General features: G+C 36.4%; 23 protein-coding genes. 4 read left to right on the top strand and 19 right to left on the bottom strand.

Annotated features, from left to right (window positions below):
• Positions 1–1,392: MBG domain-containing protein (locus tag H599_RS0116465; protein ID WP_026715134.1), on the top strand; the 1,392-nt coding region annotated here is incomplete at its 5' end.
• Between the two features lie 111 nt (positions 1,393–1,503).
• Here the strand turns inward: H599_RS0116465 and cysM are convergent.
• Together cysM and epsC are read right to left on the bottom strand one after the other, a co-directional pair.
• On the bottom strand, positions 1,504–2,391 hold the full coding sequence (cysM, locus tag H599_RS0116460; protein WP_026715133.1) for a cysteine synthase CysM: 888 nt from the start codon (positions 2,389–2,391) through the stop codon (positions 1,504–1,506).
• Complete coding sequence (gene epsC, locus H599_RS0116455) at positions 2,392–3,183, bottom strand: serine O-acetyltransferase EpsC (RefSeq protein WP_026715132.1); 792 nt, start codon at positions 3,181–3,183, stop codon at positions 2,392–2,394. It lies immediately after the preceding gene.
• 177 nt (positions 3,184–3,360) lie between these two features.
• On the opposite strand from epsC, the gene H599_RS0116450 reads away from it, so the two are divergent.
• Positions 3,361–3,546, top strand: coding sequence for a hypothetical protein (locus H599_RS0116450; protein WP_026715131.1), 186 nt, complete (start codon positions 3,361–3,363; stop codon positions 3,544–3,546).
• Complete coding sequence (locus tag H599_RS0116445; protein WP_026715130.1) at positions 3,536–4,087, top strand: Smr/MutS family protein; 552 nt, start codon at positions 3,536–3,538, stop codon at positions 4,085–4,087. Before H599_RS0116450 ends, H599_RS0116445 begins: the two co-directional genes overlap by 11 nt.
• Before the next feature lie 71 nt (positions 4,088–4,158).
• Here the strand turns inward: H599_RS0116445 and H599_RS0116440 are convergent, their stop codons facing one another.
• Entirely contained in the window at positions 4,159–5,130 is a 972-nt protein-coding gene (locus H599_RS0116440; RefSeq protein WP_026715129.1) for a hypothetical protein, read from the bottom strand.
• Between the two features lie 82 nt (positions 5,131–5,212).
• Between H599_RS0116440 and H599_RS0116435 the strand changes: the two genes are divergently transcribed.
• Positions 5,213–6,337 (top strand): cysteine desulfurase family protein, encoded by a 1,125-nt coding sequence (locus H599_RS0116435; RefSeq protein ID WP_026715128.1) that lies wholly within the window; start codon positions 5,213–5,215, stop codon positions 6,335–6,337.
• A gap of 130 nt (positions 6,338–6,467) precedes the next feature.
• On the opposite strand, the gene H599_RS0116430 is transcribed toward H599_RS0116435, so the two are convergent.
• From H599_RS0116430 to H599_RS0116355, 16 genes are all read right to left on the bottom strand, one after another.
• Complete coding sequence (locus tag H599_RS0116430) at positions 6,468–8,813, bottom strand: FdhF/YdeP family oxidoreductase (RefSeq protein ID WP_026715127.1); 2,346 nt, start codon at positions 8,811–8,813, stop codon at positions 6,468–6,470.
• 39 nt (positions 8,814–8,852) lie between these two features.
• Positions 8,853–9,731, bottom strand: a complete 879-nt coding sequence (gene fdhD / locus H599_RS19970) for a formate dehydrogenase accessory sulfurtransferase FdhD (RefSeq protein ID WP_051590782.1) — start codon at positions 9,729–9,731, stop codon at positions 8,853–8,855.
• 127 nt (positions 9,732–9,858) lie between these two features.
• Positions 9,859–10,377: a GNAT family N-acetyltransferase gene (locus H599_RS0116420; protein ID WP_026715126.1), complete on the bottom strand. Its 519-nt coding sequence runs from the start codon at positions 10,375–10,377 to the stop codon at positions 9,859–9,861.
• Positions 10,378–10,381: 4 nt separating this feature from the next.
• A complete protein-coding gene (locus tag H599_RS0116415) occupies positions 10,382–12,010 on the bottom strand; it encodes an acyl-CoA carboxylase subunit beta (protein ID WP_026715125.1) in 1,629 nt (542 codons plus the stop codon).
• Between the two features lie 142 nt (positions 12,011–12,152).
• On the bottom strand, positions 12,153–12,650 hold the full coding sequence (locus H599_RS19965; protein WP_035141800.1) for a hypothetical protein: 498 nt from the start codon (positions 12,648–12,650) through the stop codon (positions 12,153–12,155).
• Between the two features lie 174 nt (positions 12,651–12,824).
• On the bottom strand, positions 12,825–13,298 hold the full coding sequence (locus H599_RS0116405) for a hypothetical protein (protein WP_026715124.1): 474 nt from the start codon (positions 13,296–13,298) through the stop codon (positions 12,825–12,827).
• Positions 13,299–13,453: 155 nt separating this feature from the next.
• On the bottom strand, positions 13,454–13,918 hold the full coding sequence (locus H599_RS0116400; protein WP_026715123.1) for a hypothetical protein: 465 nt from the start codon (positions 13,916–13,918) through the stop codon (positions 13,454–13,456).
• 148 nt (positions 13,919–14,066) lie between these two features.
• Positions 14,067–14,375 carry a hypothetical protein gene (locus H599_RS0116395; protein ID WP_026715122.1) on the bottom strand — a complete coding sequence of 103 codons (309 nt, stop codon included), beginning with the start codon at positions 14,373–14,375 and terminating at the stop codon, positions 14,067–14,069.
• 105 nt (positions 14,376–14,480) lie between these two features.
• On the bottom strand, positions 14,481–15,011 hold the full coding sequence (locus H599_RS0116390; protein ID WP_026715121.1) for a mechanosensitive ion channel domain-containing protein: 531 nt from the start codon (positions 15,009–15,011) through the stop codon (positions 14,481–14,483).
• An 11-nt stretch (positions 15,012–15,022) separates the two neighbouring features.
• The gene (locus H599_RS0116385; RefSeq protein WP_026715120.1) at positions 15,023–15,607 is read right to left on the bottom strand and encodes a Maf-like protein; all 585 of its coding nucleotides are present in this window, start codon (positions 15,605–15,607) and stop codon (positions 15,023–15,025) included.
• A complete protein-coding gene (locus tag H599_RS0116380; RefSeq protein WP_081810591.1) occupies positions 15,597–16,526 on the bottom strand; it encodes a geranylgeranylglycerol-phosphate geranylgeranyltransferase in 930 nt (309 codons plus the stop codon). Before H599_RS0116380 ends, H599_RS0116385 begins: the two co-directional genes overlap by 11 nt.
• Before the next feature lie 127 nt (positions 16,527–16,653).
• Positions 16,654–17,181, bottom strand: a complete 528-nt coding sequence (locus H599_RS0116375) for a KdsC family phosphatase (RefSeq protein WP_026715118.1) — start codon at positions 17,179–17,181, stop codon at positions 16,654–16,656.
• The gene (locus H599_RS0116370) at positions 17,165–17,938 is read right to left on the bottom strand and encodes a Rossmann-like and DUF2520 domain-containing protein (RefSeq protein ID WP_026715117.1); all 774 of its coding nucleotides are present in this window, start codon (positions 17,936–17,938) and stop codon (positions 17,165–17,167) included. The genes H599_RS0116375 and H599_RS0116370 overlap by 17 nt, the downstream gene beginning before the upstream one ends.
• 187 nt (positions 17,939–18,125) lie before the next feature.
• Positions 18,126–21,380, bottom strand: coding sequence for a cytochrome c biogenesis protein CcsA (ccsA, locus tag H599_RS0116365; protein WP_026715116.1), 3,255 nt, complete (start codon positions 21,378–21,380; stop codon positions 18,126–18,128).
• 131 nt (positions 21,381–21,511) lie between these two features.
• Positions 21,512–22,909: an alpha/beta hydrolase family protein gene (locus H599_RS0116360; protein ID WP_026715115.1), complete on the bottom strand. Its 1,398-nt coding sequence runs from the start codon at positions 22,907–22,909 to the stop codon at positions 21,512–21,514.
• Positions 22,910–22,921: 12 nt separating this feature from the next.
• On the bottom strand, positions 22,922–23,830 hold the full coding sequence (locus H599_RS0116355; RefSeq protein ID WP_026715114.1) for a hypothetical protein: 909 nt from the start codon (positions 23,828–23,830) through the stop codon (positions 22,922–22,924).
• Positions 23,831–23,852: the final 22 nt, after the last annotated feature.

Here is a 23,852-nt window from a genome sequence, read left to right as displayed (position 1 = left end):
GTCGCTTTAAACAGCAATTATACCTTGACTTATGTTGGAGCTGATTTGACTATTGGCAAACGTTCCGTAGAAATCACAGCAGATGCTAAGTCCAAAACTTACGGAGATGCTGACCCTGCGTTGACTTATCAAATTACTTCAGGAAGTTTAGCTTTTAGTGATGTTTTCAGCGGCTCTTTGAGCAGAGATGCAGGAGAGAGTGTTGGTGATTATGCCATCACACAGGGAAGTGTCGCTTTAAACAGCAATTATACCTTGACTTATGTTGGAGCTGATTTGACTATTGGCAAACGGGCAATTACTATCACGGCTGATGCTAATCAATTTAAGTGTTATGGATTTGATGATCCAGTGTTAACAGCTCATATAACATTGGGGGATATTCAAGGAAATGATTCAGCATCAGGTAGTTTAGAGAGAGAGGCAGGAGAAGATGGAGGCAATTACACTATTAATAAAGGAAGTTATACTTATGGTCCAAATTATGAGGAGACTTATGTAAGTGCTTATTTTACAATAAATTCTCAAATAACAGCATCCTTTACCAGAACCAATCCAAATCATTATTTTGGTATGTCGGGTAATCAAACCTCGGTTATAACTGTTACTCCTTCGGGTGGAACTGCTCCTTATACCATTTCGATAAGTATGGATCGCACTTTGATTAGTAACTATATGACTAATGATGGGGATGAATCGTGGATTCCAGATACAAGTTTGGGAATTGTTAGCAATGTTAATACAGTTTTACCTAATTCAGGAACCTTAGGAACTACTATGTATCCAAGTACAACTGCTACAAATGTGAGTAGTTCATATTCAATAACAGTTGGCCTTTTAGCGGATGCAGGATTCACGGCTACAATTACCGATTCAAAAGGATGTACCATTGCTACTGAAAAAATATTTATTCACGGGGAAGATGTACGTTGTTTTGCAGGGAAAAGTGGAAATGCAAAAATCAAACTTTGTCATAAAACCGGAAATGCCAAAAATCCATGTCAGGAATTATGTGTAGATGAATCGGCGGTTGCGGCTCATTTAGCTCATGGTGATTTCTTAGGAAGTTGTACGGTAGATTGTGTAGCGCCAAAAACTTTAACAAAATCTTCGTCGATGGCTAAGGAAGAAGTTTTCGAAGTGGAAGTGGAAAGCTTCAATATTATAGCTTATCCAAATCCTTCGAGTGATATATTTAATTTAAAAATATTGGGAGAAAGTCAGGATAAAGTAGAAGTCTTGATTTATGATATGTCTGCCAGATTAATAAAAAGATTTGAAAAAGCTAATGCGTCAACTATTACATTTGGAGAAAATTTGCCTGCCGGAGAATATTTAGTTTTAGTTCGTCAGGGTGATAAACAAAAATCAGTTAATGTAATAAAAAAATAAGTTTAAAGATACTCAGTTCATTTTGGACTGAATATCTTTAATTTTTGTGTAAATTAACAAAGGCAGGTTTTCATCAAAACCTGCCTTTTGTTTTTATCAATAAATGATAAATTAATCAAACAAATCAGAAGACAAATAACGGTCACCGCGATCACAAATAACCGCAACAATAACTCCTGATTCTAATTCTTCGGCAATTTTTACGGCTACCGCAACAGCACCACCGCTGCTCATTCCGGCAAAAACACCTTCTTCCAGAGCCAGTCTTTTAGTCATTTCACGGGCTTCTTTTTCACTTACATCTACCGTTCGGTCTACCTTTGAAGGATCAAATATTTTAGGTAAATATTCCACAGGCCATTTTCTGATTCCCGGGATTTGTGAACCTTCTGATGGTTGGGCACCAATGATTTGAATATTCGGATTTTGTTCTTTTAAAAAAGTGGAAGTCCCAATGATTGTACCCGTAGTTCCCATAGCCGAAACAAAATGGGTAACTGTTCCCTGAGTATCTCTCCAAATTTCAGGACCTGTAGTGTTGTAATGCGCTTTCCAGTTGTCGTTGTTGGCAAATTGATTCAGCATCAAATAACCGCCTTCGACAACCTTTTTATCGGCATAATCTCTGGAACCGATGATTCCTTCGGCAGCAGGAGTCAGGATTACGGTTGCACCATAAGCACGCATAGTTTGGGTACGTTCTTTTGTGGAGTCTTCCGGTAGAATTAATTCAATTTCGATACCTAATAATTGCGCAATCATCGCCAGGGCAATTCCGGTATTTCCGCTGGTGGCTTCAATTAGTTTATCGCCTTTTTTGATTTCGCCGCGATCCATTGCGCCTTTAATCATGTAATAGGCGGCTCTGTCTTTGACACTTCCGCCCGGATTATTGCCTTCGAGTTTTAATAATAATTTTACGCTTTTGTTTTTAACCAAATTAGTAGTTTCAACCAAAGGCGTATTACCAATCAGGTCTAATATTTTTTGTGGATCCATTTATTTGAGTTCTTTTATTTTTACTTCTGTAGTGGTAGTGTTGGTTACAATGGAACGTTCCGGTGTCGATTTAGTAATCCAGGCATTACCACCAATAATACTGTTTTTGCCAATAACGGTTTCGCCTCCCAGGATGGTAGCATTGGCATAAATACATACATTTTTTTCAACAGTAGGATGTCTTTTGGCGTTTTTCATTTCTTTGCTTACGCTCAAAGCACCGAGAGTAACTCCCTGATAAATTTTAACATGTTTTTCAATCACTGCTGTTTCACCAATTACAATTCCGGTAGCGTGGTCAATGAAAAATGGCGAATCAATTTGCGCACCGGCATGAATATCAGTACCGGTAATTCGATGGGCATATTCGCTCATTAACCTTGAGAAAAGCAATAAATCCTGAACGTATAATTCGTGACTGATTCGGTAAATGGCAATGGCATAAAAGCCAGGATAAGCCAGGTAAACCTCTTCGACATTGTTGGACGCGGGATCATTTTCTAAAATATATTCGGCATCCTGATTGAGTTTTTTCAACACCGAGGGCAATTTGGCTACAAATTGTTCCCAACCGGCATCGCATAAAGCATTTGGTTTTTTGCAGGCCAAAGCTGCAATTTCTTTGAATTGTTGTTCTAATGCATCAATACTTTCGCTCAAAGGAGCATTAGCATCAAACAAGGTGTAAAATATTTTTTCGGTAAAAGCTTCTACTTTTGTTTTGATGCCGTAATTGATAGAAGTATGGCTTTTTAGTTCGCCAATGTTTTTTATGATAAGATCCTTTGTCATGACTGCTGGATGGTATAGGGAGCAGAATTTTTCTGCCAAATTTTAATAGATTTAATTTAAAACAAATATATTGAACTATTTTGAATTAATAGGATTCCGGAACGCCCGATTTGAATTTACAGCTTTACAATTGGGAAGAATTTTAAATTTATTATTTTTGATACTTATTTAATAAAGATGAAAAAGTTTTATGTTCCCATCGTGTTGCTTGCTATAGCAGTTGCTTTTTATGAGCAAACGGCGACAGATAAAAATGTTTATCTAAGCGTTATTGCGATGGCTGTTTTTATGTTTGGAATGATGCGTTTAAGTGCAAAAACCCCTAGTAAAAATCCCGAAAAAGAAAAAGAAAATGTTGACTAAAGGCGATAAAGTAGCAGTGCTGGATGAGGCTGTTAACGGTGTGGTTTTGACGGTTAAGGGTCAGGAAGTTACCATTGAAACCGACGAAGGTTTTGTAATGCAATTTAATGAAAATGAACTCGTGAAGACCGGAGGGACAGATAATCTGATGGATTCTGTAAAAGGAATCAATACCGAAGCAATTAATAAAGAAAAAGCAATCCCGAAATCCAGAAGTTTTGTGAAAGAAAAAAGGGATAAAGGTAATGTTCCGGTTCCCGAATTTGATTTGCACATTGAAAAATTGGTTAAAAATAAGCACGGCATGTCTAATTATGATATTCTGACTTTACAGGCGGAAACGGCGCAGCGTCATATCGAATTCGCCATCAAAAACCGTATTCCTAAAATTGTGTTGATTCATGGAGTAGGAGAAGGAATCCTGAAAGCCGAATTGGATTTTCTGTTAGGGCGTTATGATAATATTGATTTTCAGGAGGCCAATTATCAAAAATATGGACAAGGCGCCACTGAAGTTTTTATCCGACAAAGTAAAAAGTAATTTACTCAGATATGAAAAAAAGCCCGATTATTCATTTGATCAGGCTTTTATATTCTTAAACATTTTTAGATTTAATTGGTGGTAAACAATTCCCCTAAAGTATAGCTGTCACCGAGCATGAAATTGTTATTTCCTTTGGCTAATGATACTTTTTTCAACACAATAGTGTGTTTAAAACTATTAGGTCCATTAGTGGTCGTAGTTACTTCGATAATTCCGCTTGTGCCACTAACACCTGTAACACCAGTCCATTCTTCACTAATTGCCGGAGTACTTGGCGTGGTACTTTGACAAAAATAGTCTGATGTCAATAAATTAGAGAACAAACGATACGTCAGTTTGTTAGTTGTTGTCCCAATGAGTCCGGTTCTTGGAGTATTGGCAGCAGTTGCTTCGTTCAGAATTAAATTAGGATCAATGGTTAAAATCAATGCCTCACTAGTATTGTAGTTGTAAACATCATTAGATGCACTACATTTTTCTAAGCTTTGATCAAAATTAAATGGTAAAGTCGTAGCCGATGTCGTGTAATCTCCAAAAGGAAAAGTTTCATAGACCTGTGTTCCATTCGCTTTCGCAAAAGTGACATTTTTTAAAACAATATTGTGATTGTAACCGGTAATTTTAGTCGCATTAGTTGTCTCGTTAGTCGATTTAACGGCAGTAGTTACAATTTGAATAATCCCGTCAGTAGCCGTCCATTGATCCGTAATAACCGGAGTTGCCGGAGTAATAGTTTCACAAATATTAGCCGTTGCAACAGTTCCGTTGTAAAAACGATATACGACTCTGTTAGAGTTAGTACCAATATTTAGTTCAATAGGTTGACTATCGGGAGTTGGATCACTTTTAAAAGTAGTCGTTGGGATTTCCATTATCAGGGCTTCCTGGTCTTTTAGCTTGTAAATCAAGGTATTGGAACTGCTGTTGCTGCAACTTTGTGTATTTACATTCTCAAAAGTAATGTCTTCCTGAGTTAAGTTTCCATCGTCGCAGGCATTGATAAATGCTAATAAAACCAATAGGCTTAGGGCTTTTTTCATCTTAAAAATTTTCACAAAAATAGGCAAAAAATGACAAATGCGAATCTGCTTTTGATAATTGATATTTTATAACTTTGCAGCGATGAAAAAAATATACCTCGATAACGCATCTACAACTGCTATCCGTCCTGAAGTTATTCAGGAAATGACTAAAGTACTGGCGGAAGATTATGGAAATCCATCTTCAACACATAGTTTTGGTCGTAATGCCAAAAATATCCTCGAACTTTCCCGAAAATCAATTGCTAAACAACTGAATGTTAACGCGCAGGAGATTGTTTTTACTTCAGGAGGAACCGAAGCCAATAACTGGATTTTGCGTTCTGCTGTTAAAGATTTAAAAATCAAACGAATCATTAGCAGTAAAATAGAACATCATGCGGTTTTATTGGCTATAACGGCTTTGCAAAAGGAATTTGGAATCCAGGTTGATTATGTAAATGTGTTAGCAGATGGAAACATCGATTTGACTCATTTGTCTGAATTATTAAATCAGGAAGTGAAAACACTGGTGAGTTTGATGCACGTAAATAATGAAATCGGAACCGTTTTGGATTTGGAACGTGTGAGTTTAATTTGCAAACAATACAACGCCTTATTTCATTCGGACACCGTGCAGTCTATGGGAAAAATGTCTTTGGATTTGCAAGTAATTCCGGTCGATTTTGTGTTAGCAAGTGCGCATAAATTTCACGGGCCAAAAGGTGTTGGTTTTGCTTTTGTTAGAAAAAATTCCACCCTGCAACCTTTGTTTTTTGGAGGCGAACAGGAAAAAGGCCTGCGTGCCGGAACGGAAGCTGTGCATCAAATTGCCGGAATGGCAAAGGCTTTGGAACTTTCTTATGCTCATTTAGATTCAGAAAAAGAACAAATCGCTACTGTAAAAAAGTATTTGATGGAACAATTAGAAACTACTTTTCCGGGCGTTGTTTTCAACGGGACAAAGGATTCTTTTTATAATATTCTAAATGTATTGTTGCCTTTTTCAGAAGATAAAACTGCGATGATTTTATTTCATTTGGATATGCGTGGCATTGCCGTATCGCGTGGAAGTGCCTGCCAGAGTGGAAGTATCCGACCTTCGCATGTATTGGCGGAAATTCTTTCGGAAGATTTGGTTAGAAAACCCAGTTTGCGTATTTCTCTGAGTCATTATAATACCAATGAAGATATTGATGGCCTGATTGAAGCTTTAAAAACGGTTTAATATTGAAAACGTCCTATTTTGGGACATTTTTTTATGTTTTTTTGCGATAGGAATGAGTAAGATTCTTGTGTTTGCTGGGAAATTCAAAATTTGACAACTTTCCAAAAGTTGTCAAATTTATTCAAATGAATTAACTTTTTATCCTCTCATAAATGGATTCCTCGTGTTTTTTGATTTTGATTTTCACGTATTTGGAAGCCGGCATATTACTTTCTTTGACTACATTATTTACCGAAACTAATACATTGGTTTCCGGGAAATAGGTAACCGTATTTTTTTCCGGAATAGGGTAGGAAACAATGATGAATAAGGGTGCAATGCGTTCAATACCATCATCATAATTGAATAAATCTACTTTGTCACCGTTTTTAAATCCTGCTTTGGCTATGTCTTTTTCGTTCATGAAAATTACCCGACGTTCGTTTTTAATACCACGGTAGCGATCGTCCAATCCGTAAATGGTGGTGTTAAACTGGTCGTGGGTGCGGGTAGTAGCCATCAGGTATTCATCTTCTGCCAATTGATTAATAGGAGTGCTGGTTAGGGTAAAAGGAACCCGGTCACCAAATTGTTTGGTGATAAATTTTCCTTCTCTGGCGGCATTCGGCAAATAAAAACCTCCTTTTTGTCGCACTCTCTTATTGTAATTTTCAAATCCCGGAATACATTGTTCTATGGCATCTCGCACCGCATCATAATCATTGTGGTATTTTGCCCAATTGACTACTGATTTTGTTCCTAAAGTTGCCATCGCCATTCGACAAACAATTTGGGTTTCGTTGATTAAATGTTTCGAAACAGGAGTTAAAATTCCTTTGGAATCCTGTACCACACCCATAGAGTTTTCGGTGGTGATAATTTGCAGCTCGCCATTTACAATATCCATATCACTACGGGAAAGCGTAGGCAAAATAAGAGATTCTTTTCCGTGAATTAAATGGCTGCGGTTCAGTTTGGTGGAAACATTTACAGTTAATTTCAGTTTTCGAAGAGCTTTTGCAGTGAAAGTGGTGTCTGGTGTTGCCGACAAAAAGTTGCCGCCCATACAAAAAAGTACTTTGGCTTTTTCGTCCTGCATCGCTTTTATGGCATTTACCACGTCATAGCCTTTTTCTCTTGGCGGATTAAATCCAAAATAATTTTGCAAACGATCTAATTGCTCTTGAGTAGGTTTTTCGTCAATCAACATGGTGCGGTTGCCCTGAACATTACTATGTCCGCGTACCGGACAAACGCCTGCTCCTGGTTTGCCAATGCTGCCTTTTAGCAGTAAGATATTGAGAATTTCTTTCACTAAATCCACGCCGTTGTGTTGTTGGGTAATGCCCATTCCCCAGCAAAAAATAATTCGTTTTTTAAATGCCAACATTTCGGCTGCCTGTTGAATAGCCTCCTTGGAAACTCCCGATTCTGTAATGAATTGTTCAAAATCATAAGCTTCAAATTGTTTGAAATAGGTATCGAATCCCGTTGTTTTTTCGTGGATAAATTCTTGATCAAGCACCTTTTCTGGATTTTTCTTTTCATAATCTAGCAAAAGCATTTCAATTGCTTTGAGCAAAGCCATATCGCCGTTTATTTTTACCGGAAGGTACAAATCGGCCAGTTTTACCGGACTGCCAATAATTCCTTTTACCTCCTGCGGATTTTTAAAACCCATCAATCCTGCTTCCGGTAACGGATTAATGGCAATAATTTTGGCGCCGTTTTTCTTTCCTTTTTCTAAAGCACTAAGCATTCTCGGGGCATTTGTTCCCGGATTTTGCCCGATAATCACAATGACATCTGTGTCGTAAAAATCTTCCAGTTTCACGGTTCCTTTCCCGATTCCAATGGTGGGGCGCAGTGCTGTTCCCGAAGTTTCATGGCACATATTGGAACAATCCGGCATATTATTCGTTCCAAATTCCTTGGCAAAAAGTTGGTATAAAAAAGAAGCCTCATTACTGGTTCTTCCGGAAGTGTAAAAAATAGCTTCATTTGGCGAATCCAATTCGTTCAGCTTTTGTGCAATTTTTTGAAAAGCATTCTCCCAGGAAATCGGTTGGTAATGCGTGCTGCTTTTGGGTAAGTACATCGGTTCAGTCAATCGGCCTTTTTTGCCAATTTCATAATCGGTGAGTTGCGAAAGTTCATAAACCGAATGGTTTTTGAAAAATTCTGCTGTAATTTTTTTACTGGTTGCTTCTTCAGCCAAAGCTTTGACACCATTTTCACAATATTCACCTAAAGGCGAGCGCTCGTCATCCGGATCCGGCCAGGCACAACTCGGACAGTCAAAACCGCCGCTTTGATTCATTTTGAACAAAGCTTTTCCACCACGAAGCAATGTTTTTTCTTCTATTAAATCACTGAGAGAAGCTTTAAGAGCGGGTATTCCTGCCGCATAATCTTTCACTTTCGTAAGTTTTAAATCTATAGTTTTGTATGGATTCTCAGGATTGGTTTCGTTTGGTGTTTTATTGTCTTTTTTCATGATAACCAGTTTTTCGGTGATAGAAGGAAGGTTTGGGTTCTAATTTTCTTCAGTGTCTAAACAGAAAGTGCTGCTTTGGCAATAAATATTAAAACGGTTTTCGTTTAAAAAACCGATGAGAGTCATGTTGCATTCTGTTGCCAGTTCGACCGCTAAACTTGACGGCGCACCAATGGCTACAATAATTGCAATTCCTGCCATAGCTGCTTTTTGAACCAATTCAAAACTAATTCTTCCGCTTAGGAGTAAAATGTGATCGTTCAAAGGCAATAGGTCTTTTGCGAAAGCGTTACCAATCAATTTGTCTAAGGCATTATGGCGACCTACATCTTCCTGCAAAATCAATAATTCCCCGGCAAGACTAAATAATGCCGAGGCGTGAATGCCACCAGTATTGCTAAAATCGCTTTGCGCTAATCTTAATTTTTGAGAAAGTTGATATAAAATTGCGGCAGAAATACTAATTTTTGGTAGTTCTAAAGTTTTGAATGGACTTACGGTTTTAATGGCATCAATGGAACTTTTGCCGCAAACACCACAACTTGAGGTGGTATAGAAATTCCGCTCGGCCTGTATTAATTTGGGAGCAAAACCTTCATGAAGTTCCACGATAACGGAATTCTTTTTTAGCAGCTCACAATTTTTTTCCAAATGATACACCTTTTTTATAGCATCGAAAGAATTAATAATTCCTTCGGTAAACAAAAAACCGACAGCCAAATCAAAATCATTGCCCGGAGTGCGCATCGTTACCGAAATATTTTGATGAATAATTTCCTGATCTTGGTAATATTTCAAGCGAATTTCGAGTGGTTCTTCGATGGAAAGGACGTCTTCCACGTTTGAAATTTGGCATCCGTTTACTTTTTGGATGTATTTATTTTTGATGGAAATGGTTTCCAAATTAGTGATTTCCATGCCAATTTATTTTTGAGATTTTAGAAACAGATTGTTTCTGCTTCTATGTAGAAGCAGGTTTCTAAATGTAGAAAAAATAAATCAGAATTGAGAAGAAAGAGTGTTTTTTCTATTGTTAAATGATACTTTACAGGGATGATTTATCCAAAACTTTTTCAAAAGCCTTTCGGGCGCTACCTCTGAAAAAGACTTCTCCGCAGTACTGGTAACCGAGTTTTTCAAAAATGCTTAACATGGCTAAATTATCAAAATTGGTGTCGGCTTTGATACTGTAAATTTGATTGCTCAAGGCGAATTCCTCAATATAGTTCAGGATAATTTTGGACAAACCTTTGCCTAAATAATCTTCAGCAATTGCTACCCGATGAAAGACAACAAAACCTTCATTTGTCAGCCATTTTCCTTGAATAACTTCATAGGCGGGTTCGTCATTGACAAAAAGAGCTGCATAACCCAGAATTGTGTTCGCATTGGTCAAAACAAATCCTGCCACTTTTTCAATATCGTTTTGAATGACTTCGGGATTAGGGTAACCATCCTGCCATTGGTTGCTGCCATCCAATTTTCGACGGTGAATCGCTTTTTGTAAAATATTCCAAATTTGAGGGATTTCAGCAAGATTAGCTTTTCTAAATTGATAGCTCATAGTTTTATACTTGAATTACGCCTAAGTTAAAAGGCCTTTCAATAGGAGCGTGGTTGGCAGCTTCGATACCCATCGAAATCCAGTTACGGGTTTCCAGTGGATCGATAATTGCATCAGTCCACAAACGGGAAGCTGCATAATAGGGCGAAACCTGCTCGTCGTATCTTGCTTTTATTTTATTGAATAATTCGGATTCTTTGGCTTCATCCACGGTTTCTCCTTTGGATTTTAAAGCAGAAGCTTCAATTTGTGCCAAAACTTTTGCGGCCTGCGTTCCACCCATAACGGCTAGTTCAGCACTTGGCCAGGCAACAATTAGTCTTGGGTCATAGGCTTTTCCACACATCGCATAATTTCCGGCTCCATAAGAGTTTCCAACCACAACTGTGAATTTTGGAACAACCGAATTACTCACTGCATTTACCATTTTGGCACCGTCTTTAATGATTCCGCCTTGTTCCGATTTGGAACCAACCATGAATCCGGTTACATCCTGAAGGAAAACCAAAGGAATTTTTTTCTGGTTGCAATTGGCAATAAAACGAGTGGCTTTGTCGGCACTATCGGAATAAATCACACCTCCAAACTGCATTTCGCCTTTTTTTGTTTTGATTACTTTACGTTGATTGGCCACAATTCCTACTGCCCAACCATCAATTCGGGCATAACCCGTAATGATAGTTTGTCCGTAGCCTTCTTTATAAGCTTCAAATTCTGAATTATCCACCAATCGAAGGATAATTTCCTTCATATCGTATTGTTCACTTCGGGCTTTTGGTAAAATACCGTAGATTTCGTTAGTGTCCAAAGCTGGTTTTTCGGCTTTAATTCGACTGAAACCGGCTTTTTCGTAGTCGCCAATTTTATCAACGATATTTTTTATTTTATCTAAGGCGTCTTTGTCATCCTTAGCTTTATAATCGGTTACACCTGAAATTTCACAATGAGTTGTGGCACCACCTAAGGTTTCATTGTCGATGGTTTCGCCAATGGCGGCTTTAACCAAATAACTTCCCGCCAGAAAGATACTCGCAGTTTTATCAACAATAATAGCCTCGTCACTCATAATAGGTAGGTAGGCACCTCCGGCAACACAGCTGCCCATGATGGCCGAAATTTGTGTAATTCCCATGCTGCTCATAATGGCATTGTTTCTAAAAATGCGTCCAAAATGTTCTTTGTCTGGAAAAATTTCATCCTGCATAGGCAAATAAACTCCGGCGCTATCAACCAAATAGATAATCGGAATTTTGTTTTCCATCGCAATTTCCTGAGCACGCAGGTTTTTCTTGGCGGTAATGGGGAACCAGGCTCCGGCTTTTACAGTGGCATCATTGGCAACTACAATACATTGTTTGCCTTTGATGTACCCAATTTTTACAACCACACCGCCAGAAGGACAGCCCCCGTGCTCTTTGTACATACCGTCTCCAACAAAAGCCCCAATTTCAATACTTTCAGCTTTAGCATCCAATAAATAATCGATTCGCTCACGAGCGGTCATTTTGCCTTCGGCATGTAATTTTTGAATGCGTTTTTCTCCGCCACCTAATTTTATTTTGGTAAATTTTTGTCTTAAGTCTGAAAGTAAAAGTTTGTTGTGGTCTTCGTTTTTGTTGAAGTTCAAATCCATGTTGTAATTTTTTATGCAAATAATGAGCCGGGCTAAAATACAAAATCTGTTGAAGTTTTAGGGTATGAGTATGCAAGAATAAGTGCATAAAAAAACCATCCCGATGGTATGGAGATGGTTTGTAGTTTATGCTTGAAAATTATTAACGATTTCTGTGTCCGTAATGGTTTCCTCTGTCGTGTTTATCTCTGTAATTGTCGGCATAACGGTTGTTGTAACGACGGTTGTCATAACGATTATCGTAACGACGACTTTCTACATATCTTTTATTGTAATAATGGTTGTCGTATCTCACATTGTGGTTGTTAAAGTAAGTGTAAGGACGACTTCCGTGGTACCCTCTTAATTCAATTCGACGGGTATGACTCAAATCGTAATTTCTGTAACGCACCGGAACGTATCTTGTGCGACACCAGTTTCCGTTGTCTAAATAAACATATAATCCGGCTCTCATGTCGTAATAAGATTCGATTTCAGGAATATAGTAGAAATCTACGTTTACATGATTTTGAGGTACCCAGGCTGGTCTTACTACCACGGCAGGAGTTCCTATGTTTAGATTTATGGAAACCTGAGCTTGAGAAGTAGTAGCAGCTGCAAATAAAATGATTCCGGTGGCAATTAATTTTAAAGTTTTCATGATTTCTGTTTTTTTAAAGTTATTTTGGGGGCTTTTTATTTTTTTATTCTTGCTTGTATTAGGTTAAAGAACAAGTACTATGCCAAAAATATTTTATTAACTTTATTTTAACTTTTTTAAGGTTTAAAAAAAGAAACGCCTAATGCGCTTCTTTTTATTTTTAAAGGGAAATAATTAGTGTTTTTTATTTCCGTTACCATGGCCGTTATTTCCATGATGTTGTTTTTTGTCTGATTTGTGATTTTTATTACTGTGGTAATAATCCTGTCTGTTTCCAATTGTTTTTTGAGGTTTCCCCTTGTAACCTTTGTAATATTTTGCTTTATGTGTTTTAAAATATTTGTAAGGTGTTTTTCCGTGATAATCGGTTAAGACAACTTTGTATCCATTGTATAAATCATAGTTTCTGTAAGGTCTTGGAAGGTATTTGGTACGAACCCATCTTCCGTTGTTAAAATAAATAAACTGTGATAAATGAATATCAAAGTAACATTCGATATCAGGCAAATAATAAAATTCAACATTAGAATATCCTACAGGACCCCAAGCAGGAGGAGTGCCTATATTTACATTTACAGCTACCTGAGCCTGAGAATTACTACTTATGAAAAGTAAGAATCCGGCAATGATTAATTTTAGAGTTTTCATAATTTATTAGTTTTAAAATTTGAGGTTTATTTTTTTTATGTTTATTCCAATTAACGTGCCAGTATTGTTTTTTTTAACTTTTTTTTAACTTTTTGAATAAGCCTAAAAAAAAGAAACGCTATTAGCGTTTCTTTAGTATTTAGAGATTAAAATATTTAATGTTTTTTGTGTCCGTGATTATTCCAGTGGTCATTGTGGTGTTTGTTCCCTTTGTGATAATCATGGTGGTTATAGTTTCTGTACCCAATTGTTTTTTGAGGTTTTCCTTTATAACCTTTGTAATATTTTGCTTTGTGGGCTTTAAAATATTTATAAGGCGTTCTGCCGTGATAATCGTTTAGTACTACTTTATAACCGCGATACAAATCATAATGTCTGTAAGGTCCTGGTAAATATCTGGAATAAATCCATCTTCCGTTGTTGAAATAAATAAATTGGGAAAGTCGGATATCATAATAAGTTTGAATGTCAGGTAAGTAATAATAATCAATATTAGCATATCCTACCGGTCCCCAGGCTGGAGGTGTACCAATATTTACATTTACGGAAACCTGTGCCTGTGTGGTTGAGGTGGCTATGAATAATACAATGGCTGCGATGCTTAATTTTAAAGTTTTCATGATTTCTGTTTTTTAGGTTAAACATTCAACTTTAGTTATCAGAAGCCAATTATTGTGCCAAAAATGTGGTTTAAGAGTAATTAACAACTAAAAAAAGAGCCCGTCTGTTACTGACGGGCTTAATTTATTGGGTTTATTTTGTTGATTTTTAAAGTAATAATATCAATAAAAGAAGGATGATAATTATGGTTCCAACGGATAAATAAACACCCTGTCCTGATTTTTTTAAATTCTTTTTGATGGTTTTAACTTCGGTTCGTAATTCTTTTTTTTCAGAAGAGGACAAGTTTGATTTGTCCATTTCCTTAATTTCATTTAATCGATTTAACATGGTTTGTACTTTGGCAGGAACTTCTTTTGGTGTTGTTGCCGGGTTTTTCTCCGTGGCATACGCCTGAGTTGTTAGCACGCTTAATGTTAGGAATAAGGCTGTCAAATAAAAGTTTAGTTTTTTCATACTTAAAAAAATTAAATTAAAAAATCCGGTTCTTTTTTATAAATATACTGATTAATTAGTTATTAATCAGTAAGCAGCCACTTTTTTTATTGCTGAAAAGTGAGGTTAATCGGTAAATTCTTTTTCTTCTTCAAAATTATGTACAATTGAGATTCCTTTTTGAAACAAAAGATTATTGGGATAAATCACCTGTTCGCCATCGGTACTTTTTAAAATCACGTAAAACGCCGAGATGTCTTCGATTTCGCCTACAATCGGATAATCTTTATCCAAAATTTTTATGGTATCGCCAATTTTAAAAGGAAAGGAAAAAAACAAAATCACTCCCGAAGTGATATTGCTTAAAATTGACCATTGGGCAACCATAGCCACCCCTACAACGGTTGCAATGGATGAAACCGCAAGCACAATATCTTTAGGGCGTACTCCCCAAATAATTATGAACCCAATGCAGGCTAAGATATTTATCAGGAGATGAATATATTTTATAACCAGATTGGTTCGGTGTTCAATACGATCAGAAGATTTAGCAAATCGGCGTACTAATTTTGTAGAAATAATTCGTAAAACAATGATAATCAGAACTAATACTCCGCTAATGATTAATTCATTGGAGTGATCTTCGAAAAAATGCATCTTGTCAATTTTTAGATTAAGTTACTCAAATATTGGTACACTTTGTCAACCGGTAGCCCGATTACATTGGCATAAGAACCTTCGATTTTAGAAACCCCAATAAAACCAATCCATTCCTGAATGCCATAAGCTCCGGCCTTATCAAAAGGTTGGTAATTTTCGATATAATAATCAATGGCTTCGTCACTTAATTCGTTGAAAGTAACTTTCGTTATTTCGTAAATAACTTCCGTTTTTGAATTGGTTTTAAAGCAAACCGAAGTAATTACCTCGTGAGTGACATTGGATAAGGATTTTAAAATTTCAAAAGCCTCGTTGCGGTCTTTTGGTTTTCCCAAAGATTTTTCGTTATGCCAAACCAGAGTGTCACTGGTTACTAATATTTCGTTTTCTTTTAATTCGCCATCAAATGCTGCAGCTTTAAGCTCGGCGAGATAATTGGTAATTTGCTCGCGTTTTAATTCCGGAGGAAAAATTTCTTCAATTTCTTTTAAGCGAATTTCAAAATCCAAATCCAAATCTTTGAAAAATTGCTGCCTTCGCGGCGAACCCGAAGCGAGAATGATTTGATAGTTTTTGAGTTTATTACGAAGCATGGTTTTGTATGTTTAATGTGATAACTAAAATAGACAGAATTCCGAAAAATAAAATCCATTTCAGGAGTTTACTTAAATGCGTAAAATCGGTTTTTGATTGTGCATTCCAAATTTTGATACTAAAATACAGCAAAGGTCCCAAAACAAAAAGTAAACTGTAGATCGTAGCCGGAATTAAATGATTTGGAATCAGATAACTATTGGTATAATAAAGTAACGCAAGAATAGGAGCGAAGCTGATTAGAAAAAGTAGTTTGCCTGTTTTTTTTGAGCCTAAAACAACAGCCAGGGTGCGCATTCCCTGTTTAGAATCACCTTCTGAATCTTCTAAATCTTTGACAATTTCGCGAAGAAAATTAATCAGAAAAGCAAAGATAGCATAATCTAAAAGTATTGAAAATAAGCTTCCCATGATTTTTTGATTAGCCCTATCGGTTGCCGGAAAAATATCAAAAATTCCAATAATCAATACACTTACCGACAATAACAAAGCCACAACAATATTGCCAATGAGCAGCATTTGTTTCAAACTCGTAGCATAAATATAAAGTGTTGCTGCAATGAAAACGAAAATGGCGGCAAAATTTGGACGCATAATTACATTGGCTAAATAAAATCCAATTGCAACTCCCGAAATTGTTAAGAAGGCATAAATATTATAAGCTTTGGCCTCCGAAATAAATTTGCCAACAATACCTTTATTGGGTTTGTTGATGGAATCAGTAGATTGGTCAAAAATATCATTGATTACATAACCGCCCGCCATAATTAATATGCTGCTCAAAACCAACAGTACGTATTGCCAGTCAGCCAGCGCCAAATCGATTTTTTGTAATTTTAAAAAACCATATCTGAAAACCAGCTGCATAAAAGCCAGCATTAATACGTTTTTATATCGAATGAGATTGAGGAGGTTCATCCTTGAGTTATGAGTTTTGGGTTATGAGTTGTCCGTTGTTTGTTGATGGTTGATGGTTGAGAAATCTATTTTTACTTTAGTTTTAAAAAAATCTGAAATCTAAAGTCAAAAATCTAAAATCTGCAATCTAATCGTGTTTCCCGTCAAAGTTTACCATCCATTTGCCCTGAACTTTCATAACTTGTTCGATTACGTCACGAACGGCCCCTTTTCCGCCATTTTTATGCGAAATGTATTTGGAAATCCCTTTGATTTCCGGACAGGCATCCTGCGGGCAGGTTGGCAAACCAACGATTTGCATTACCTGATAATCCGGAATATCGTCGCCCATGTATAAAATGTTTTCCTGTTTAATTTGGTGTAAATCTATATATTCGTCAAAAGTTTCCACCTTATCCGGAGTACCCAAATGAATGTCTTTAATTCCTAAATTACGTAAGCGAACACGAACGCCTTCGTTGCTTCCGCCTGAAATAATGCATACATTGTAGCCGCTTTCTACGGCTGCTTTCATGGCATAACCATCATGAATATTCATGGTTCGTAACATTTCGCCTTCGTTGTTTACAAATACGGAACCATCGGTTAGAACGCCATCTACGTCAAAAATAAAAGTAGTGATGTCGTTCATGATTTCTTTATAACTTTTTGCCATTGTCTTGTATGGATTGTGTTAGGGTTTTATATACGATTAATTGATTTTTATCTTTTAAAAAAGCTTCGTGAGCCGCAATGGTTTTTTGGTCATTACGAATGGCCGGACCGGTTTGAGCTTCTTTCGGGGAAAGTGTTTCCAGTTTGCGGAACGTTTCTTCCATTAAGGGTTTTAAAATCTCAAAAGGAATTTTATTTTCTCTGCAAATTTCATTTCCGACTGCGAAGAGGTGATTGGTAAAATTATTCACAAAAACCGCTGCTACATGCAAGGCCTTTCGTTGCTCGGAATTGATGGCAAAGACTTTATTTGAAATAGCCCGGGCTACTTTTTCCAACACTTTGTAATCGGTGCCGTTTTCGCTTTCTAAGCAAATTGGAATGCCTGTGAAATCGACTGCTTTTCCTTTGGTGAAAGTTTGCAAAGGATAGAAAACGCCTTTTCGGTTATTGTTGTTCAAAATGTTAAAAGGCATACTTCCGGAGGTGTGAACTACCAATCGGTTTTTGAACGGAAGTGCGTCAGAAACCGCAGCGATAGCATCGTCAGAAACGGCGATGATGTACAAATCAGCTTCTCCTAAAGCGTTGTAATTGGTGACGATTTTATTTTCGGGAAGCAGATGAATTAAGCTTTCTTTTTTTCTGGCAAAAGCCTGAAACAATTCGATTTCATTGCCCGAATTTTCTAAATTTTGAAATGTGCTGATAAGATGCTGTGCCACATTTCCCGAACCAATAATGCTTACTTTAATCATAAGGGTAAAATTAACAAAAAAACTTAAGTACAGAATTCTAATATTTGTTAGAAAACCTAATTAAATAACTAAAGTATAGCGATTATATTTTGTTGAAAATAAAAGAACCACAGCTTATAATGAATGACAAGAATTTATTTTGTCGAAATCAGTTTAATCTGTGGTTCTAATGATTTAGAAATCTAAATTATTTTTTATTTTTCTTGTAATGCTTTTTATATTTTGGGTAGGTAAGAGCACCAATAAGGGCAATAGTTCCCATAGAATAATAAATCCAGTTTAAGGAATGCGCTTCTCCGCTGGCGTAGGAATGCAATCCTACTAAGTGAAAGTTTACTCCGTAATAGGTAAACAAAATGGAAATAAAAGCAAACATACTCATCAGATTAAAAATCCATTTACCTCTTAAAGCAGGAACAAAACGGGCGTGAATTACAAAAGCATACACCATAATACTAATCAAAGCCCAGGTTTCTTTTGGGTCCCAACCCCAATAGCGTCCCCAGCTTTCATTAGCCCATTGTCCGCCTAAAAAGTTTCCAATAGTCAACATGATCAATCCGATAGTTAAGGACATTTCGTTGATATAAGTGATTTCTTTGATGTTTAAACTCATTTTGGCTTTGTTTTTTTCATTGGTAAAGAAAATTAACAACAAGGCAACAAAACCAAGTATAAATCCTAATGCAAATGGGCCGTAACTTGCCACAATAACCGCCACGTGAATCATTAACCAATAGGAATTTAAAACCGGTTGCAGATTGGCAATTTCCGGGTCAATCCAGTTCATGTAAGCTGCCATTAAAATCATCGCTGTTACGAAAGCGGAAGAAGCAACCGTTAGTTTCGATTTGATATCAAAAGCCAATCCAAAGAACATCGTTGCCCAGGAAACATAAACGATGGATTCGTAAGCGTTACTCCAAGGCGCGTGACCTGAAATGTACCAACGCGCAATTAGTCCAGCGGTATGCAGCGCAAACAATAAGCCGATGACGATGTGCATACCGTTTACCAGATAATTCAAAGCTTTGTTTTCTTTGAAAATTTTGATAATAGTAAACAAAAGCATCAAAATCGCTGCGGTTAAATACCAATACGGCAATTTTTGGAACACATCATATTTGTTGTATAAAATCTCTAAATCGACTTTTCTTTCCGATGGAATTACTTCAGCGCCAAATTTCTTTTGGAAACCGTGAATGCTTTCTAATAATTCATCCGCATTTTTATATTCACCGGAAACGGAAGCATTGGTTAAAGAACCAAAATACAATGGCAAAACACTTTTGGTATAAGTTGAATCCATGCCTTTTAGTCCTGATTTTTCCACTTCGTTGAATGAAATCCATTTGTTGTTTGGATCATTCGGAATCGGGAAAATCTTTAGGATATTTCCGCTCAAAGCTGATTCCATCAAATTGACTTTTTTGTCCGTTTCTACGAAATCTTTTTCAAACTGATTCGGGTTGGCCGCCTGATAAGCCGCTTCTAAATAAGGTGATAATTTGTAATTTCCTTCTTCGTCAAAAAAAGCAATGAAAGGCGCATATTTAGCTTTGGCATCAATACCAATAATTTTTCGGATGCTGTCATTTCCGCTTTTGATATAGATTAAAGGCACTTCAACCCAAAGTTGTCCGTATTGCGACATCGATAAAAATACCTGATCGGAATTCATGCCTTTGTATTCGTTAGCGTGACTTACTTTTCGCAATAATTCAGAAGAAAACGTATTGATCGGTTTCATTCTTCCTCCGGCATCCTGAATAATCAATCGGCCAAAACGAGCGGCGTGTTTTTCGGAAACTTTGTATTTAGTAATCAACGAATCCAGTTGTTTTTCCGTTGGAGCCACTCTTACATGCATTTTTCCTGTTTTAGCATTTTCGGTATGAGTGTGATCGTGATTGTGTTCTTGTTCAGTATGCTCATGATTGTGGTCATGTCCTTCATGGTCATGGTCGTGATCCTGCATTTGTGCAAAACCATTGAAACTCAGGAATAGCACTAAAATCGTAATTAGTTTTTCTTTTTTCTCTTTAACCACTTCCAGTTTGCGTTTTAAATCGGCAAAACGGGAATGTTTCGTAAACATAATCGCCATTAATGAAAAGAATAAAATAAAATATCCGGCATAAGTGATGTAGGTTCCCCAGAAGTCGTGGTTTACCGAAAGCACTGTTCCTTTTTCGTCCGGATCAAAGGAAGATTGGAAAAAACGATAGCCTTGGTGATCCAAAACGTGATTCATATAAATTCTCGCATCGAATGGTTTTTCGGCAGAATCCAAAACCGTTACTTTACTTTCGAAAGCCGAATAACTTTTGTCGGTTCCGGGATATTTTTGAGCAATAAAATCGTTCAATTTTATTTTGAATGGCAAAATATAAGCCTTACTTCCGTAGAATAAAGAGTATTCGATGTTGCCAATTTTAACCGTTTTAGGTTCGCCTGTTTTTCCTTTTGAACCCAATAATGTTACCTCTTTTTGTTGACCTTCGGCATTGATAGTTACTACCAAAGCATCTTCGTGGCTTTTGGCTTTAAAATCGTTGTTAGATTCATAATCAATAGTTCCTCGAACGGCAGGATCAGGGAAAACGATGCGAATATCGCCAATGCTGTATAGCGAACGCATCATCAATGGTTCCACTTTGTCTTTACTTACGGAGCCTTGTAACTTATCAGCCATTCGCATAAAGTTTCCTTCAAAAGGGGTTTCAATCGTGTAATCTTTTCCGTCAAAAGTGATGTTGATGGCTCCATCGGTGTGCTTGTTCAGGGCAAAAAGTACGTTGTGAATATTTTGTACTTCACCTTCTTTCAGGAAATGTTCCTCACGACCGCCTGAACCGGCTTCGACCAATTTCATATATAAAGTTCCGTTCGCATCGGGTTTGATGTATTCTTTAGCTCCTAAAATGTAATTTTTGTATTTAACTTCAAAAGGAGTATCGGCAAATTGTCCCGAAACCGAGAAATTGTTGTTGGTTACCGGAGAAAGCAGCACCGCTTTTTCAAATGTGCGACGTTTCATTTCGCCTTTGTATTCACCATCTACAAAAATAGTCAGGAAAGTTTTGTCGGAATAAAACTGACTTTCTGTTGCGCCTTCGCGAATAGGCATCACGCCTTCAAAACTAATGTAACGGGTAATAAAGGCTCCCAACAGAATTAAAATAAACGCCAAATGCAGCAGTAAACTCGCCCATTTTTCTTTTTTCCACAATTGGTAACGCTTGATGTTTCCTAAAAAATTAATCATAAAAATGACCATAATCCCCTCAAACCACCAGGTGTTGTAGATCCAAATTCGGGCGGTATCGGTATTGTATTTACTTTCGATGAAAGTTCCTGTTGCCATTGCTACTGCAAAAGCCAGAAAAAGAAAAGCCATTAAGCGGGTAGAAAACAAAAAAGCGTAGATTTTTTTATCCATTTCTATGGGATTAGATTGATATAAAAGTGCGACAAAAGTACTCAAAAATGTTGAGTACTAAAGACGTACTTTTGTTAATTTAATCCAAAATTAAGGGAGGAAAGTGCTTTTGTGTTCGAAGTGTTTATGGGCTATTTCGTTTGTGTTTTGATCCATTGTAGCATTTCTTCTAAAACAACAGGAGCAAATGTTTGTTCTATGGTTGCGTATTCTTCAGGAGAACCTGTTTTGCATTCCTGAAATAAATGATTCAGATTAGGAAATGATTTAACTGTCAGTTTTTTGTTTCCTCCTTTAGCTAAAGCATTTTTTATAGCGGTTAGGTTTTCTTTATAAGGAACTTGCGTATCTTTTTCACCATTAAGCGCTAACACCGGACATTTTACTTTTTCCAATACAGTTGCGGGGTTGGATTTGATAAAATAAAGCATCCAGGGTGAAATAAGCTGATTGAGTTTTTCATCGATATATTTTTCTTTGGTTATACCGTTTGGAATTTTCGCAGCAGTATCATTGTCGATTATTTGGTTCAATTCAGCTCTCAAATCCGATTTCAATTTTTCATTGTCAGTCGAATGTACTATTAAATCAAAAAGGGTTTTGTTGTTGGCTGTTGCTTTTTGTATTTCAGCATCTGAAATACCGGAAACATGGGCGATTTTTTCCTGTTGTAACAGCAATAATTCATTTCCGGGAATTCCGGTTCCTGCAAGCAGAATAATAAAATTGACGTCTTTGGATTTTGAAGCCACAATTGGGGCAATAACACCGCCTTCACTGTGACCAATTAAGCCAATTTGGTTTGTGTTGATTTCTTTTCGGGTTTTCAAATAGGCTAAAGCGCTTTCAACATCAGTTGCAAAATCAGCTGTGGTAGCCGATTTAAAATCACCTTTTGAGTTTCCAAAACCTCTGTCGTCATATCTTAAAACGGCAATTCCGTTGCGGCTTAGAAAATCAGAAATCACTAAAAAAGGTTTGTGTCCCATTAATTCTTCGTCCCGGTTTTGAGGACCGCTTCCTGAAATCAAAATCACTGCGGGATAAACGCCTTCTTTTTTAGGTAATGTTAAAGTTCCAGCCAAAGAAATGTTGGCTTTCGGATTTAAAAAAGTTACTTCTTCTTCGTAATAAGGAAAGAGCTTTGCGGGTTCCTGAGGTCTTTTTAAAGCTGTTTTTTCTATTGTATTTCGGGATAAGTTTAAAGGAAATTGCTGACCGTTTTGTGTAAAAACACCAATGATTTCCTGCTCTTTTAGTTCGCCATTGTATTCCATATTAATAGCTGCAATTTCAAATTTTATCTTCGGCTTTTCAAAAGTAGTTTTTGTTACAGGAATTCCGTTGGCTTTTTGATCCGGACTGTCCATTGTGGCCGTAAAGCTGTCAGTTGTTTTTGTAATATGAAAAACGAGTCTTAACTGCATTCCCTGAACATTAAGAACCCCATTCCATTGTCCGGTAATTTCCTGTGCTTTTACTGAAAAACTTAATAGTGTTGCAAAAAGTATGGTTAATATAGTTTTCATTTTTTTGTTTATTTAGGTTTTTTCAATAAAAAGGATGTAGCTGGTTTCGTAAAAATATTCTTTTGTAGTATCATTTCTTTTGGCTGGTATTATTTTTTTGTCAAAAGATTGAATAATTCTGTCAATTTCATTCTTAATGATAGTATTTGGAGCAATTGAATTTACCTTAAATATTTTTCCATTAGTATCTATTGAAAATCTTGGATAAATCGAAATTTCTCCTTTTAATTTTTGTTTGGAAATTGCTTCTAAAGATATATGTTTCAAAATGTATTTATTCAATTCGTTATAGAAACAGCTATTACGTTTGTTGTAATCTAAATTTTGACATTCATTAAGAGATGGAGTGATATCATAAACTGCATTTGTACTTGCTTTTATTATTGTTTTTTTGTTTTCCCTACAAAATAATTGAACACTAATTATTGCAGATTTGTTTTCGGTATCAATATTTAGTTTTTCTAAAGGAAATGTTTTGAATACATTTTTTATTTGTTTATTAAAATCAGCATTACCTGTTTGAATTTTTATGTTTTGAGCTTTATTGTCTTTACCTATCTCAAAAGTTAGTCTAATTGTGTAATCATAGTTGTCTAATTTATAAGGATTTAATTTGTAGCTGAATGAAGAAGTGATTTGATTGAAGTTGATTTTTTTTAAATCGTCCGAGGTCAAGTTTTGTTTTAAAAATAGAGAAAGTTCACTGGTCTCATTTGGATTAGCCAAGTTTTTAAATGTTGTTGTTTCTAAATCATTGACTAATTTATATTCTTCTTCTGTATAGTATCTATTATCTCGTTCTCGTTTTATTGTTTCGTCTGAATATTGAGTAATTCTTTCTTGTAATTCAGTTTTGTTGCTATATTGAGGATAACTAATGGCGAATTGGAATATGAATATTAAAAGTGTAATTTTTTTCATTGGTGTGATTTGAAGTTAATAA

It is taken from the genome of Flavobacterium daejeonense DSM 17708 (assembly GCF_000425425.1).
Classification (GTDB): domain Bacteria; phylum Bacteroidota; class Bacteroidia; order Flavobacteriales; family Flavobacteriaceae; genus Flavobacterium; species Flavobacterium daejeonense.
The sequence above is the reverse complement of the archived record's forward strand: the minus strand, read 5'-3'. Positions and strand labels throughout refer to the sequence as shown.

Excerpts from the sequence above, each read along its gene's own strand:
- cysM (WP_026715133.1), bottom strand. The coding sequence starts at position 2,391 with ATGGATCCACAAAAAATATTAGACCTGATTGGTAATACGCCTTTGGTT.
- epsC (WP_026715132.1), bottom strand. The coding sequence starts at position 3,183 with ATGACAAAGGATCTTATCATAAAAAACATTGGCGAACTAAAAAGCCAT.
- H599_RS0116450 (WP_026715131.1), top strand. The coding sequence starts at position 3,361 with ATGAAAAAGTTTTATGTTCCCATCGTGTTGCTTGCTATAGCAGTTGCT.
- H599_RS0116445 (WP_026715130.1), top strand. The coding sequence starts at position 3,536 with ATGTTGACTAAAGGCGATAAAGTAGCAGTGCTGGATGAGGCTGTTAAC.
- H599_RS0116440 (WP_026715129.1), bottom strand. The coding sequence starts at position 5,130 with ATGAAAAAAGCCCTAAGCCTATTGGTTTTATTAGCATTTATCAATGCC.
- H599_RS0116435 (WP_026715128.1), top strand. The coding sequence starts at position 5,213 with ATGAAAAAAATATACCTCGATAACGCATCTACAACTGCTATCCGTCCT.
- H599_RS0116430 (WP_026715127.1), bottom strand. The coding sequence starts at position 8,813 with ATGAAAAAAGACAATAAAACACCAAACGAAACCAATCCTGAGAATCCA.
- fdhD (WP_051590782.1), bottom strand. The coding sequence starts at position 9,731 with ATGGAAATCACTAATTTGGAAACCATTTCCATCAAAAATAAATACATC.
- H599_RS0116420 (WP_026715126.1), bottom strand. The coding sequence starts at position 10,377 with ATGAGCTATCAATTTAGAAAAGCTAATCTTGCTGAAATCCCTCAAATT.
- H599_RS0116415 (WP_026715125.1), bottom strand. The coding sequence starts at position 12,010 with ATGGATTTGAACTTCAACAAAAACGAAGACCACAACAAACTTTTACTT.
- H599_RS19965 (WP_035141800.1), bottom strand. The coding sequence starts at position 12,650 with ATGAAAACTTTAAAATTAATTGCCACCGGAATCATTTTATTTGCAGCT.
- H599_RS0116405 (WP_026715124.1), bottom strand. The coding sequence starts at position 13,298 with ATGAAAACTCTAAAATTAATCATTGCCGGATTCTTACTTTTCATAAGT.
- H599_RS0116400 (WP_026715123.1), bottom strand. The coding sequence starts at position 13,918 with ATGAAAACTTTAAAATTAAGCATCGCAGCCATTGTATTATTCATAGCC.
- H599_RS0116395 (WP_026715122.1), bottom strand. The coding sequence starts at position 14,375 with ATGAAAAAACTAAACTTTTATTTGACAGCCTTATTCCTAACATTAAGC.
- H599_RS0116390 (WP_026715121.1), bottom strand. The coding sequence starts at position 15,011 with ATGCATTTTTTCGAAGATCACTCCAATGAATTAATCATTAGCGGAGTA.
- H599_RS0116385 (WP_026715120.1), bottom strand. The coding sequence starts at position 15,607 with ATGCTTCGTAATAAACTCAAAAACTATCAAATCATTCTCGCTTCGGGT.
- H599_RS0116380 (WP_081810591.1), bottom strand. The coding sequence starts at position 16,526 with ATGAACCTCCTCAATCTCATTCGATATAAAAACGTATTAATGCTGGCT.
- H599_RS0116375 (WP_026715118.1), bottom strand. The coding sequence starts at position 17,181 with ATGGCAAAAAGTTATAAAGAAATCATGAACGACATCACTACTTTTATT.
- H599_RS0116370 (WP_026715117.1), bottom strand. The coding sequence starts at position 17,938 with ATGATTAAAGTAAGCATTATTGGTTCGGGAAATGTGGCACAGCATCTT.
- ccsA (WP_026715116.1), bottom strand. The coding sequence starts at position 21,380 with ATGGATAAAAAAATCTACGCTTTTTTGTTTTCTACCCGCTTAATGGCT.
- H599_RS0116360 (WP_026715115.1), bottom strand. The coding sequence starts at position 22,909 with ATGAAAACTATATTAACCATACTTTTTGCAACACTATTAAGTTTTTCA.
- H599_RS0116355 (WP_026715114.1), bottom strand. The coding sequence starts at position 23,830 with ATGAAAAAAATTACACTTTTAATATTCATATTCCAATTCGCCATTAGT.